This is a genomic window from Chelatococcus sp. KU-N122 (assembly GCF_055391085.1).
In genome coordinates this window covers 873,439-885,699 of record NZ_AP043981.1, presented here as the reverse complement: position 1 = coordinate 885,699, position 12,261 = coordinate 873,439, and the positions used below count along the sequence as shown (strand labels likewise).

At 69.0% G+C, this 12,261-nt stretch carries 13 protein-coding genes; 7 read left to right on the top strand and 6 right to left on the bottom strand.

Translation table 11 applies throughout. From position 1 onward, the window contains the following. Positions 1-75 precede the first annotated feature (75 nt). Together ACZ5PO_RS03990 and ACZ5PO_RS03985 are read left to right on the top strand one after the other, a co-directional pair. Positions 76-426 carry an MbcA/ParS/Xre antitoxin family protein gene (locus tag ACZ5PO_RS03990; RefSeq protein ID WP_464190492.1) on the top strand — a complete coding sequence of 117 codons (351 nt, stop codon included), beginning with the start codon at positions 76-78 and terminating at the stop codon, positions 424-426. A 9-nt stretch (positions 427-435) separates the two neighbouring features. After that, positions 436-933 (top strand): RES family NAD+ phosphorylase, encoded by a 498-nt coding sequence (locus ACZ5PO_RS03985; RefSeq protein ID WP_464190490.1) that lies wholly within the window; start codon positions 436-438, stop codon positions 931-933. A gap of 23 nt (positions 934-956) precedes the next feature. Here ACZ5PO_RS03985 and ACZ5PO_RS03980 read toward each other — a convergent pair whose 3' ends face one another. The 6 genes from ACZ5PO_RS03980 to ACZ5PO_RS03955 all read right to left on the bottom strand — a co-directional run bounded on the left by ACZ5PO_RS03980 (position 957) and on the right by ACZ5PO_RS03955 (position 6,090). Further along, on the bottom strand, positions 957-1,916 hold the full coding sequence (locus ACZ5PO_RS03980; protein WP_464190488.1) for a HEAT repeat domain-containing protein: 960 nt from the start codon (positions 1,914-1,916) through the stop codon (positions 957-959). Between the two features lie 8 nt (positions 1,917-1,924). Next, positions 1,925-2,158 (bottom strand): 4Fe-4S dicluster domain-containing protein, encoded by a 234-nt coding sequence (locus ACZ5PO_RS03975; RefSeq protein ID WP_464190486.1) that lies wholly within the window; start codon positions 2,156-2,158, stop codon positions 1,925-1,927. 40 nt (positions 2,159-2,198) lie between these two features. Further along, positions 2,199-3,941: a fumarate reductase/succinate dehydrogenase flavoprotein subunit gene (locus ACZ5PO_RS03970; RefSeq protein ID WP_464190484.1), complete on the bottom strand. Its 1,743-nt coding sequence runs from the start codon at positions 3,939-3,941 to the stop codon at positions 2,199-2,201. A 5-nt stretch (positions 3,942-3,946) separates the two neighbouring features. Further along, positions 3,947-4,354 carry a gamma-butyrobetaine hydroxylase-like domain-containing protein gene (locus ACZ5PO_RS03965; RefSeq protein ID WP_464190482.1) on the bottom strand — a complete coding sequence of 136 codons (408 nt, stop codon included), beginning with the start codon at positions 4,352-4,354 and terminating at the stop codon, positions 3,947-3,949. Between the two features lie 141 nt (positions 4,355-4,495). Continuing rightward, the gene (locus ACZ5PO_RS03960; RefSeq protein WP_464190480.1) at positions 4,496-4,780 is read right to left on the bottom strand and encodes a DUF3175 domain-containing protein; all 285 of its coding nucleotides are present in this window, start codon (positions 4,778-4,780) and stop codon (positions 4,496-4,498) included. Positions 4,781-4,824: 44 nt separating this feature from the next. After that, positions 4,825-6,090, bottom strand: coding sequence for a class I SAM-dependent methyltransferase (locus ACZ5PO_RS03955; RefSeq protein WP_464196658.1), 1,266 nt, complete (start codon positions 6,088-6,090; stop codon positions 4,825-4,827). Between the two features lie 535 nt (positions 6,091-6,625). On the opposite strand from ACZ5PO_RS03955, the gene ACZ5PO_RS03950 reads away from it, so the two are divergent. The 5 genes from ACZ5PO_RS03950 to ACZ5PO_RS03930 all read left to right on the top strand — a co-directional run bounded on the left by ACZ5PO_RS03950 (position 6,626) and on the right by ACZ5PO_RS03930 (position 12,255). Then, entirely contained in the window at positions 6,626-7,414 is a 789-nt protein-coding gene (locus ACZ5PO_RS03950; protein WP_464190478.1) for an acyl-CoA thioesterase, read from the top strand. Between the two features lie 328 nt (positions 7,415-7,742). Further along, positions 7,743-9,701: a glycosyltransferase family 2 protein gene (locus ACZ5PO_RS03945; protein WP_464190476.1), complete on the top strand. Its 1,959-nt coding sequence runs from the start codon at positions 7,743-7,745 to the stop codon at positions 9,699-9,701. A 299-nt stretch (positions 9,702-10,000) separates the two neighbouring features. Then, positions 10,001-11,071 (top strand): glycosyltransferase, encoded by a 1,071-nt coding sequence (locus ACZ5PO_RS03940; protein WP_464196656.1) that lies wholly within the window; start codon positions 10,001-10,003, stop codon positions 11,069-11,071. A gap of 104 nt (positions 11,072-11,175) precedes the next feature. Then, positions 11,176-11,469 carry an Rdx family protein gene (locus ACZ5PO_RS03935; protein ID WP_464190474.1) on the top strand — a complete coding sequence of 98 codons (294 nt, stop codon included), beginning with the start codon at positions 11,176-11,178 and terminating at the stop codon, positions 11,467-11,469. Between the two features lie 114 nt (positions 11,470-11,583). Beyond that, positions 11,584-12,255 (top strand): phosphoribosyltransferase, encoded by a 672-nt coding sequence (locus tag ACZ5PO_RS03930; protein ID WP_464190472.1) that lies wholly within the window; start codon positions 11,584-11,586, stop codon positions 12,253-12,255. Positions 12,256-12,261 lie beyond the last annotated feature (6 nt).

Sequence of the window (12,261 nt, the reverse complement as noted above, 5' to 3'; positions counted from 1 at the left end):
AGCGCCTTGATCGCCGCCACTATCGACGCCATATTGCGTCAAATATTGCGGCTATCAGCGGCAGGGCAGATCGACATGGGCCTCGTTCAGTACGCGGACGACGGATTCTTCGTCCCGCGCAAGATCGCGGCGGCGCTCCGCACCACCAGCGAGGAAGTCGCCCGGACGGCAGGGCTTGGCCGGGATGCGGTCCAGCGCAAGGAGCGCGTCCGCTCCGACAGGACGCAGCGTCGTCTGCGCGAGATGGTCGAGGTCATCAACAAGGTCGAGCCGCGCTTCGGCTCCGCCCTGATGGCCTACGCTTGGTACCGGTCCGAGCCGCTGCCCGGCTTTTCCGGTCAGACGGCGATGCAACTGGTGCGGAGCGGTCGTGCCGACGAGGTGCTGGACTATATCGACGCGGTCGATGCGGGTGTTCACGCCTGACGGCCGGCAATGCTCTATCGTGGACCTCTGTTTCGCGCGCTCAATCCCATCTACGCGCGCGAGCCCCTCTCCGGTAAAGGCGCGGAGCTCTACGGCGGCCGCTTCAACTCCAAGGGTCTGGCCGCGCTCTATGTGTCGTTGACGGTGATGACGGCACTCAGGGAGGCGAACCAGGCCGGCAGCTTCCAGCCGACAACGCTCGTCTCCTACGATGCGGAGATCGACGGGGTCTTCGATAGCCGGGACGAGGTCGCGCTGCGGGCGGAAGGCATGGATGCGGCGGCGCTGGCCGACAGCACGTGGCGTGATCAGATGAAGGCGAGCGGCGAGGCGAGGACGCAGGCCTTCGCCCGCCATCTGATCGCCAAGGGCCATCGAGCGCTGCTCGTGCGAAGCTTTGCGCCGGGCGCCAGCGGGGCCGATCTGAGCCTCGTGCTCTGGCGCTGGGGCGCTGCCCCACCGGCGCGACTCACGCTGATCGACGACGAGAACCGCCTATCGAGGTAGGCGGAGGGCCGTGAGGTCGTGCCTCACGCCTTTGCAGCGCAGCGGCCCAGCGCCCAGCGCACGGTCTTGCGCACGTCGGGGTCGGGGTCGTCGGCCGCCGCCTCGAGGAAGGGCAGCGCCTCGGCCGCACCGATCTCGCCCAGCGCGCTGGCGGCCTCCTTGCGCAGGTTGCCCATCGGGTCGGCCAAGGCTTCGCCGAGCACCGGCACCGCGGACGTCGCCTTGAGCCGTCCGAGGGCGTTCGCCGTCTTCACCTGCACCTGCCAGGCCTCGTCCGCCATCGCTGCGACGAGGCGGTCGAGCGCTTCCGGCAGCCTGGCCTTGCCAATGGAGGCGGCCGCCTCCTCGCGCACGGTCCAATTGGCGTCGTCGAGGCCGGCAATGAGCGCACCGACGCCCGGGCCACCACTGCGCGTGAACACCAGCGCCGCCATCACGGCGCGGCGCACGCTCGCCTCCTCGTCGCGGGCCGCCGCCATCAGCGCCGGCAGGGCCGCTTCCGCCTTGAGCCAGCCCAGCACCCCGATGGCCTCGCGCCGGACGCCGGCGATGGGGTCGCCGAGGCCGGTCAGCGCCACGGCGAGCGCCTCCGGCAGCTGGATCTCGCGGAGGGCCCGCAGCGACGCTTCGCGCACGAAGCCGTCGGCGTTCGTCGCGCTTTCGATCAGGGCGGCGCCGGCCCCGGCCGCCTTCTTGTCGGCCAGGCTGTCGGCCGCGGCGCGGCGGGTGGCGTCGTCCGGGTCGGAGAGCGCCGCGATCAGCGCCAGCGGCACGGCCGGCCCATCGTATTCGTCGAGGGCCCGGGCTGCCGCCTCGCGCACCGGCCCCTCCGCATCCTTCAGGCCCGCGATCAGCAGCTCTTCCGCCTCGGGCTGGGCGAAGTCCGCCAGCGCCAGCATGGCCACGCGCCGCACGCCCGCGTCGGCGCTGCGGCAGCGCTCGGCCACCTCGGCCAGGTCGTCGTCGAAGCCGTCGAAGTCCATGGACCGCCTCAGCGCAGCAGGTAGGGGATGGAGACCGTCACCGCGCCGGTCGGGCAGTCGACCTCGCAGGGCATGCAATACCAGCACTCGTCGTACTTCATGTAGGCCTTGCCGGTCTCCGCCTTGATGTCGAGCACGTCGAGGGGGCAGACGTCGATGCAGACCCGGCAGCCCTTCTCGGCGATGCATTTCGCATCATCGACGGTCACCGGCATGCTGGTGGTGTGGTTGGCGAGGGGCATGGGATCTCCGGATCGCTCGGCTCAAGTCGCTCGGCTCGGGTCACTCGGCCGCGGCGAGGCTCTTGACGCGCAGCTGGTGGTAGGCGGCCATCTCGGTGTCCTGGATCGGCACGATGTAGGGGTCGACATCGCGCTTGCGGTGGCTCATGCGGCCGTCCGCGTCCTTGAACAGCATCGTGTGGCAGAACCAGTCGTCGTTGTCGGTGGCGGGGTGGTCGACACGCAGGTGGTAGAGGCCCCAGCGGCTCTCGGTGCGGTAGAGCGAGGCGGCGGCGGCCATGTCGGCGCAGTCGAGGATCGATTTGAGCTCCAGCGAGCGCATCAGCTCGTGCGGGTCGCGGACGCAGAGCTGGTTCAGGTCGTCGCGCACCTCGGCCAGGCGCCGCTGGCCGATCTCCATCTTGGCGGTGACCTTGGGCGGCTGCAGGTAATCGTTGACCAGCCGGCGCGCCTTGAACTCCATCTCGAACGGGGTGAGGCCATCGTCGCGCCGGGTCGGGGCGAGCACGCGCGCCTCCTCGCGCCCCACGTCGGCGGCGTCATAGGGCGGCAGCTCGATCTCGGCGCAGTAGTCGGCGGCGGTCTCGCCGGCGATGCCGCCGTTGACGAAGGCGCCGAGCATGTAGTTGTGCGGCACGCTCGCCATGTCACCGGCGGCGTAGAGCCCCGCCACCGTCGTTTCCGCCCGCTCGTTGACGAACACGCCCGAGGCGCTGTGGCCGGAGCAGAAGCCGATCTCGGAGATGTGCATCTCCACCGGGCGGGTGCGGTAGTCGGTGCCGCGCCGCTCGTGGAAGCGGCCGCGCGACGGGCGCTCGTTGGTGTGCAGGATGGTCTCGATCTGGGAGATGGTCTCCTCGGCCAGGTGGTCCAGCTTCAGGAACACGGGGCCGTTGCCGCTCTGCAGCTCGCGCCAGAATTCCAGCATCATCTGGCCCGACCAGTAGTCGCACTCGATGAAGCGGTCGCCCTTGTTGTTGGAGGTGAAGCCGCCGAACGGGCCGGTGACGTAGGCGCAGGCCGGGCCGTTGTAGTCCTTGATCAGCGGGTTGATCTGGTAGCACTCGAGGTTCGCGAGCTCGGCGCCGGCATGGTAGGCCATGGCGTAGCCGTCGCCGCAGTTGGCCGGGTTCTCGTAGGTGCCGAACAGGTAGCCCGAGGCCGGCAGGCCGAGCCGGCCGGCGGCGCCGCAGGCCAGCACCACCGCCTTGGCGCGGATCACCAGGAGCTCGCTGGTGCGGGTGTTGACGGCGATGGCGCCGGCGATGCGCCCGTCCGGCGCGGTCAGCAGCCGCGTCGCCATGTAGCGGTTGGTGACCACGACCTGGTTCTTGCGCAGCTGGCGGTAGAGCACCTTCTTGACGTTGTGCCCTTCGGGCATGGGCAGCACGTAGGTGCCCATGTGGTGCACCTTGCGCACGTTGTATTCGCCGGCGCCATCCTTCTCGAACTTGACGCCCAGCCTGTCGAGATACTGGATCATCGGCCAGCTGCCCTGGGCGTAGGCCATGACGGCGCGCTGGTTGACGATGCCGTCGTTGGCGACGGTGATCTCCTTCACGTACTGCTCGGGCGTGGCGTAGCCGGGGATGACGGCGTTGTTCAGCCCGTCCATGCCCATGCTGATGGCGCCGGAGCGTTTCACGTTGGCCTTCTCGAGCAGGAGCACCTTGAGCTTCGGGTTCTTCTCCTTGGCCTTGATCGCCGCCATCGGGCCGCCGGTGCCGCCGCCGATGACGAGCAGGTCCGTTTCCACCGTCTGGACGCTGGGGCTGGTCGTCATGGCGGCTATCCTCGTGTGTCGATCGCCGCCGGCTGCCTCGGCGCCGCGGATGGGGGCAGGGGGGCTGCGGCGAGCGCGGCGATGAAGGTCCATGGGAAGATGCCGCGGTCGTGGCCGTCGGAGAAGGACAGCCGGACCGCGTAGTCGCCCATCGGCTCGACGCCGGCGATACGGACGTCGTCCATCGCCGGGGCAAAGGCGCCGTCGATGCGCGCCCGCGTGCACCAGGCGCAGCGGCAGGACAGGCGCAGCGTGACGGCCGAGACGGTGAGGCGCTCGCCGTCCCCGTAGGTCAGCGAAAGGGCATCCCTGGCGGCAGGCAGCCGCATCTCGTCGGGCCGGGCGGCCGTGTCGAACAAGGGCTCGGGCGGTCCGCCGGGCGCGTGAGTGAGGGGGCTGTGGCTGGCAAGCATGCCGGTCTCCGGACGGGGCCTGTCGGCCCTTGTCATCATGAGAGCCCAGCCGCCGCCGAGCCGATAGCAATTAGTTGCTGGCCTGCGGCAATGCCCGGAGCGGTGCTAGTTGGCGGTGTTGCTCGACGGTGGTGGGGGGCGTTACTTGGCAGGGCGTCCGAACGCCCGGCGCAGCTCCGCCTTCGCGGCGTCGAGCGTGCGCAGCCGGCGTCGGCTCAGATTCTTGCCGGCCCGGTTGATGTAGAACGTCAGCATCGACATGGCCGAGCGGAACGAGCTCGACTTGCGCCGCTTGCTCTCCTCGGCCGAATGCTTCAGCGACTGGGCGATATGCTTTGGATCGTCCGAGGCGAAGACGCCGCCCTCCAGATCGAGGGCGTCGCTATGCCGGGTCACCTCGGCGGACCATTTGGACTTGTCTGCCATGCTCGCTCTCCGCGGGCGTCGCGCCCGTGGAGAGCTGAACAACCTCACGCGGCGGCGACGCCTTTCCGTTTGCCGTTCACGCCTTCCGGCTGCGTCTCCAGCGGCAGCGTCCGCTCGGCCTCGTAGATGTAGTCGCGCGTCAGCGGCACGGTCTCGAGCGAGCGCGCGAGCTGGATCTGGAAGACCATCAGCCCGCCGTGGCGGAAGGCCGCTTCCGACGCCGCGAGATAGAACTCCCACATGCGGCAGAAGCGTTCATCGTAAAGCGCCTTCACCGCGTCGCGGTTCCGCGTGAAGCGCTCGCGCCAGGCCTTCAAGGTCTCGGCGTAGTGCAGCCGCAGGATCTCGATGTCGGTGACGATGAGGCCGGAGCGCTCGATGGCCGGCAGCACCTCCGACAGGGCCGGGCAGTATCCGCCCGGGAAGATGTACTTCTGGATCCACTTGTTGGTGGCACCGGGGCCGTCGGAGCGGCCGATGGCATGGATGAGGGCCACGCCATCCTCGGTCAGGGACGCGGCGACCTTGCGGAAGAAGCCTTCCAGGTGATTCACGCCGACGTGCTCGAGCATGCCGACCGAGACGATGCGATCGTAGCGGCCGGTCTCGTTGCGGTAGTCGCAGAGCTTGAAGCGCACGCGTTCGTCGAGGCGGGCCGTCGCGGCGCGCTGTTGCGCCACCCCGAGCTGTTCCTCGGAGAGCGTGATGCCGGTGACGTCGACGCCGGCCGCGCGGGCGAGATAGAGCCCCAGTCCACCCCAGCCGGAGCCGATGTCCAGCAGCTTCTGGCCGGGGCGCAACAGCAGCTTGGCCGCCAGGTGACGCTTCTTCTGCGCCTGGGCGAGCTCGAGCGAGTCGCCCGGTTGCATGAAATAGGCGCACGAATACTGTCGATCGACGTCCAGAAAGTTGTCGAACAGGCCGTCGGACAAGTCGTAGTGGTGTGCCACGTTGTGCTTCGCGGTGCCCACGGGATTGTACTGGTCGAGCCGCCGGCCCACCATCCGCCGCCAGTTGTTGAAGCGGGCGAGGGGCCCGGAATGCTTGAGGGCCCAGGCATTGCGACTGACGAGCTCGATGAGCCCGTAGATGTCGCCGTCGACCATGTCGAGGCCGCCCGACATGTAGATTTCGCCGGCGGCGACCTCGGGGTCGAACAGCAGCTTGAGCGGTGCACGGTCGTCGTTGATGCGGATGGCGATCGCCGCTCCGGTTCCGTCACCGTAGGTGGTCGTCCCGCCCGAAGGATCCAGCACTGTCAGCGTGCCTTCACGGATCAGGGGCTTGAACAGGAGGTCGAGAGCTTTCATCGGCAGGCTCTTCTTGTTCTTGCCCGCCCGCCGACGCACCAGTATCCCGATGTGCGGCGCCGGGCAGCGCGTCAACAAAGCTGTCTCCGACCCGTCGGGCAACGCCCATCGACCGAGCCGGTCAGCGCCCACGGCGCCGAGGCAAATATCGGCGCTGCGCAAGACTATGACGACATGGTGGCAGTGAGCAACCAGGGTTGAATATTTTCATTCCGCAGTTGCGGCTACTGCAAGCCGGCCGGCGCACCGCATCGTCCCATGCACCCGTCAAATGGCGAAAAAGTGTTCAATGGCAGTTGGTTGAGGCGTTTCACCGGCATCGGACGAGCCGATCCGATCGCTCGATATACTGTGGCCGGTCTTGCAACGTGCGCGGACCTCGTCGCCGAGCCCCCGTCGCTTGGCCCCTATCGTGCATAGCCGGCTCTGGTGCCATGGGCCGGAGCCGGGGCAGTTGACCGATCCTGTATCTACACGCATAGGCTCTGCCGTGCAGTGCAGCATCGCCCTTCGCGTGCTGCCGGAAGGATGAGCCATGACGCCGATTTCCACCCTCCTGGCCAGTTTGACTCCCGCGGGCGCGGGCTTCGCCGGCGCCGTCAGCGAGGACTGGCAGCAGGGACGCACCACCTACGGCGGCCTGTCGGCCGCGCTGTGCGTGGAGGCCGCACTGCGGGCCATTCCGGAGCTGCCGCCGCTGCGCTCGGCCCAGTTCAGCTTCGTCGGGCCGGCCGGCGGGCCGGTGAGCATGGTGCCGACCGTCCTGCGCCAGGGCAAATCGGCCGCGTTCATCGGCGTCGACCTCCACGGCGAGCAGGGGCTGGCGACGCGGGCCGTCCTGACGTTCGGGGCGACGCGCGCATCGAAGCTCGCCTACGCCGACCTGCCGATGCCCGAGGTGCCGCCGCCGGAGCGATCCCCCTCCTTCTTCGGCGACCATCCGGGCCCGACGTTCGCCCGCCATTTCGAGTTCCGTTCGGCGGGCGGGGCGCGGCCGCTGAGCAGCGCGGCGCTCCCGGAGTACGTGCTGTGGCTGCGCCATCGGGATACCGAGGCGGGCGCCGGGCTCGCCGCCCTCATCGCGCTCGCCGACGCGCCGCCGCCGGCCGCCATCGCCATGCTGGCGGAGTTCGCGCCGATCAGCACCATGACCTGGCTGGTGGACATCCTCGCCGACACCATTGCCGATCATCGGGAATGGCGGCTGATGCGCTGCCGCTGCGAAGCGGTCGCCGACGGCTACGCGACCCAGGAGATCGCGGTCTGGTCGCCGGCCGGCCAGCCGCTGATGCTGGCGCGGCAGAATATAGCGGTGTTCGGCTGAGCGCGGGCTGCCGCCACTGCCGAGGCGGCCGCGCGGCTTCGGGCGCGCAGCCGCAAAGCCGGTGTCGACGCACGCAAATCATGCTCTGGAGCGACGGCCGCTCCGACGGAATCGGAGCTGCCGCTCTAGTTCTTTGTCTTCGCATCGGATTTTTCCCAGAACCGGCGTCCACTTTTGGGTCCGATGCTCTAGAACAGGCTGAAGCACCTGCCGGCCGGATGATCTGCCCCGCGCCGGGAGGCCGCACGTTGGCGCAGGCCCGGTCGAATGATCGCGCCCGGGATGCGCTCCGAGGTCGAATCGTGGGTTGGGCGCCATGGCGGGACGATTGCGTGGTCACCTGGACGAGATCAGCGAGGACGGCTGGGTCTCGGGGTGGGCACAGTACGAGGACGACCTAGCGCGACCCGTCCTGCTGGAGTTCGCGGTCAACGACCGCATCGTCGGCGTGACGGCCGCCGACCAGTTCCGGCAGGACCTGCGAGACGCCTCGTTCGCCAATCCGAACTGCGCCTTCTGGTTCAAGCTGCCCGACGACGCCTTCGAGGAGGGCACCTATCTGGTCTCGGTGCGGGCTGCCGGGCGGGGCGCCGAGCTGCGCAACTCGCCTCAGCAGGTGCAGGTCGGCGATGTCGCGCCGAGCGCCCGCGCCCAGGCCGCGAACCTGCTGCCGAACGCCGATTTTCTGCGCTGGCCGCAAGGCGTCTCGGTGACGCTGACTGAGCCGCTGACCGAGGTTGCGGAGGGATGGTTCGTCGAGATCGACGGCCGCACGCCGGCGCGCGTCGTCGCATCGCTGGCCAAGCCGGTGGGCATGGGCCTGGCCGACGACGAATGCGCGTTGAAGATCGCCGCCGGCCAGGTCGCCGGCAGCATCTGGCTGATCGTCCCCATCGACTTCAAGCCGCAGGATTCCACCGCCTGCTCGTTCTCGTGCTCGCTCCGCCGTCCCCTCCGGGGGAGCGAGCCGGGCCTGCGCTGCAAGGCGATCAGCCTCGCGGTGCTGGACGGCGCCACGCACCACGAGATCGAGACCTTGCAGGAGAACGTGGTCGCAAGCCGCAGCCTGCGCATCGTCGACGTCCCTGTCGTCCTCGAGCCGGAGGCCCTGGCGCGTCATCCACCCGGCGCGCGCTTCGCCCTGAGCTTCGAGTTCACGGGGGCCGGCGAGCTGATCATCGCCCTGCCGTGGCTGGGCCTGCCCATGCGCCCGCGGGTCGCCGCCGACGTTCCGGGACGCTTCGAGGACAGCAACGTGTTCGATCAGGCGGAGACGCTGAAGCTCTCCCCGATCTGGTCGCCCGAGGTGCGGGCGATGCCGGCGCTCACGGCCCCCGAGCCGCCGCGGCCGGCCGCCGTCGGCGCCCGGACGGATGCGGCGGCCCGCCTGCCTTTCGTTCAGGTCGTCGTGCCCGTGTTCAACGCCGTTGCCGACACCCTGGAGCTGATCGATTCGATCCTGCGCGATGCCCACTCGCCGCTCGAGATCATCGTCGCGGACGACCACTCGAGCTCGTTTCTCCTCTGCCAGGCCGACACCTGGCGCGCCCAGGACCCGCGCATCCGCGTCGTCCGCAACACGGAGAACGTCGGCTACACCCGCAACATCAATCTGGCCCTGCAGACCGCGGTCGCCGATTTCGTCGTGCTGATCAACAGCGACACGATCGTTTCGCCCGGGTGGCTCGGCCGGATGATGGCGGTCCTGCTGGACGACGATGCGGTGGCCGCCGTCGGTCCGCTCTCCAACGCCGCCTCGTGGCAATCGGTGCCTTTGACGAAGGGCGCGGATGGGCAATGGGCGGTCAACGTGCTGCCAGCCGGCCTCACAGTGGCGGACATGGCGCGCCACGTCGCCGGGGCGAGCTCCGCGGCCCATCCGCTGTTTCCGCTGCTCAACGGCTTCTGCACCCTGTTTCGCCGCGCGGCGCTGGAGCAGGTGGGCTATTTCGACGACGAGAGCTTCCCCTCCGGCTACGGCGAGGAGAACGATCTCTGCATCCGCCTCGGGCGGGCGGGATGGAGGCTCAAGGTGGCCGACGACGCGTACGTCTTTCACAAGAAGTCCCGCTCGTTCGGCTCCGACAAGCGGACCGAGCTCTCGGGCCGGTCCAGCCAGGTGCTGGGCTCCAAGTATCCCGAGATCGCGATTGCCGATCTGGAGGAGACGATGCGCGTGTGCGAGCCGCTGAATGCGCTGCGGCGCCGGCTCGGCGAGCGCCTGGCGAGCGAGGGCGCCGCCATCGAGGACGACGGTCCGCGGCGATGGCAGCCGATCCCGCGGTGAGGCCGCTACAGGGGGGCTAGAGTATTTCGCCATTGGATGGACCCATCCAATGGCAGAGAAATGCTCATAGTCTTTTGAATCTGGAGCGCTTTCTCGCGATTGGGTGAGGCCACCCAATCGCAAAGCGCTCTAGGCAGAAATTCGCGACCGGACCACGGCTCCGGTCGCGAATTTCTGCTAAGACATTTAAAATTATGCGGAATCTTCGAGCCCGCCCGTTGGGCGGACGCGGAGATGCCGCTTAGGCCGGCGTTGATTCAGGGCTGCCGTGAACGAGGAGGAAGCGGGCATTGTTGTCGGTGATGTTCGTCCTTCCCGTCGCGGGCGAGAGCGGTGGCGCCCATTCGGTCATGCAGGAGGCCGACGCGATGGCGCGGCTCGGCGTGCCGGTGGCGATCGCCGTCGACCAGGGCAACGTGGAGCCGCTGCGCGCGGCCTACGAGGACCTGCCGCTCGTCGGCAGCCGGATCATGGGGTTCGAGGACGGGCCGGATCTCGGCGGCCTGATCGCGCGGCAGGCGCCGAGCGTCGTCGTGGCGACCACCAACCAATCGGTGCACACCATCGCGGCCGCCGTGCAGAGCGCCGGCGCGCCGGGGCGGACGAAGCTCGCCTATTATGTCCAGGACTACGAGCCGCTCTTCTATGAAAAGGGCAGCGACGACTGGCTCGCCGCCCGTGCCTCCTATGGCCTGATTCCCGGCATGGTCCATTTTGCCAAATCCCGGTGGCTGCAGGAGGTGGTGGAGGCCAACCACAACGTCGCGGTGCACAAGGTCGAGGCGAGCGTGGATCACGCGGTCTACTTTCCCAATCTGGGCGAACGCAGCCGGCCGCGCGACCGCTTCATCGTCGCCGGCATGATCCGGCCCTGGACCCCGCGGCGGGCGCCGCGCCGCACAGCGCGGATCCTCAACGGGCTGGCCGAGGTGTTCGGCGAGAGCGTGTCGTGCCTGTCGTTCGGCTGCGAGGCCAGCAGCCTCAGGGCGAGCTCGCTTGCGCTCAGCGGCGTCCAGCACATCGGCGTGCTGCGTCGCCAGGAGGTCGGCGAGCTGTTCCGCGGCATCGATCTCTTCCTCGACCTGTCGGATTACCAGGCCTTCGGCCGGAGCGCGCTGGAGGCGATGTCCTGCGGCTGCCTCGCGGTGGTGCCCGCGCACGGCGGCGCCTACGAGTTCGCCTCGCACGGGCGCAACGGCTTCATCGTCGACACGCGCAACGACGCCGACATCCTGCGGGCGGTCGAGGCCTTTCTGGGCCTCGCCGAGCCGGATCGCCGCAGCATGATCATGCACGCCATCGCCACCGGATACCGCTATGATCCGGAGCGCGCGGCGCTCTCGGAGATCGAGCTCTTCCGCTCGCTCTAGAGCATTTCGCCATTGGATGGCGATCATCCAATGGCAGGAAATGCTCCTCACTTTTTGAATCTAGAGCGCTCAGCGCACGTCGCGTCGCCGCAAAGGAAAGGACCATGCCGCAAGCCCCAGCGCCGCCGCGCATCGTCATCACCTATTGCACGCAGTGCCAATGGCTGCTGCGGGCCGGCTGGATGGCGCAGGAGCTGCTCTCGACCTTCGGCCCGGACCTCGGGGAAGTGGCGCTGGTGCCGGGCACCGGCGGGGTCTTCCACATCACCTACGACGGCACGACGATCTGGGAGCGCAAGGCGGACGGCGGCTTTCCCGACGCCAAGGAGCTGAAGCAGCGTGTCCGTGACCGTCTCGATCCCGCGCGGGACCTGGGCCACATCGACCGCCACCGCTAAGCCTTGGCCGTGAGCCGCGCACATGCCATCGATGCGGCGCGGCAGCGACGGAACGGTCGCCGATCCGCGTGGTTGGAGCTATACACGCTGTCATATCCGTGAGCCCGAGCCGCCATGAGAGCGCGCGACCCCTCATTTCGAGATCGACGCGATGCCGGCCGCCAGCTCGCCGCGGCCTTGCAGCATCTCGGCGGCCGTCAGGCGATCGTCCTGGCGCTGCCGCGCGGCGGCGTGCCGGTGGCCTTCGAAGTCGCCTTGGCGCTCGACGCCGACCTGGACGTCCTGCTGGTCCGCAAGATCGGCGCGCCCGGCCAGGCGGAGCTGGCGCTCGGTGCCGTGGTCGGCGGACCGGAACCGGTGCTGGTGCTGAACGACGATATCGTGCGCGCCATCGCCCCGCCACCCGGCTACCTCGCTGCGGTGGAGGCGCGCGCCCTGGCGGAGATCGAGCGTCGGCGGACCTGCTACGGCAGTCGTCCCGCGGCAGACGTGCGTCGGCGGATCGTCATTGTCGTCGACGACGGCATCGCCACCGGTGCGACGGTCCGGGCAGCCTTGCAGGCGATCCGTCGGGGCGAGCCGGCGCAGCTCGTGCTCGCGGTGCCGGTCGCCCCCGCGCAGACGCTGCAGGAACTGGCCCCGCTGTGCGACGAGATCGTGTGCCTGGCGACGCCGGAGCCCTTCCATGCGGTCGGCCTCGCCTACGAGGACTTCTCCCAGACCTCCGACGAGGAGGTCGTGGCGCTCCTGGCGCAGGCTCAGTCTCCGGCCGGCGACGCGCCGTGAAGCGGG

Coding starts and splice junctions, on each gene's coding strand:
- ACZ5PO_RS03955 (WP_464196658.1), bottom strand. CDS start 6,090: ATGAAAGCTCTCGACCTCCTGTTCAAGCCCCTGATCCGTGAAGGCACG.
- ACZ5PO_RS03980 (WP_464190488.1), bottom strand. CDS start 1,916: ATGGACTTCGACGGCTTCGACGACGACCTGGCCGAGGTGGCCGAGCGC.
- ACZ5PO_RS03950 (WP_464190478.1), top strand. CDS start 6,626: ATGACGCCGATTTCCACCCTCCTGGCCAGTTTGACTCCCGCGGGCGCG.
- ACZ5PO_RS03930 (WP_464190472.1), top strand. CDS start 11,584: ATGAGAGCGCGCGACCCCTCATTTCGAGATCGACGCGATGCCGGCCGC.
- ACZ5PO_RS03985 (WP_464190490.1), top strand. CDS start 436: ATGCTCTATCGTGGACCTCTGTTTCGCGCGCTCAATCCCATCTACGCG.
- ACZ5PO_RS03975 (WP_464190486.1), bottom strand. CDS start 2,158: ATGCCCCTCGCCAACCACACCACCAGCATGCCGGTGACCGTCGATGAT.
- ACZ5PO_RS03965 (WP_464190482.1), bottom strand. CDS start 4,354: ATGCTTGCCAGCCACAGCCCCCTCACTCACGCGCCCGGCGGACCGCCC.
- ACZ5PO_RS03935 (WP_464190474.1), top strand. CDS start 11,176: ATGCCGCAAGCCCCAGCGCCGCCGCGCATCGTCATCACCTATTGCACG.
- ACZ5PO_RS03990 (WP_464190492.1), top strand. CDS start 76: ATGGGCCTCGTTCAGTACGCGGACGACGGATTCTTCGTCCCGCGCAAG.
- ACZ5PO_RS03970 (WP_464190484.1), bottom strand. CDS start 3,941: ATGACGACCAGCCCCAGCGTCCAGACGGTGGAAACGGACCTGCTCGTC.
- ACZ5PO_RS03960 (WP_464190480.1), bottom strand. CDS start 4,780: ATGGCAGACAAGTCCAAATGGTCCGCCGAGGTGACCCGGCATAGCGAC.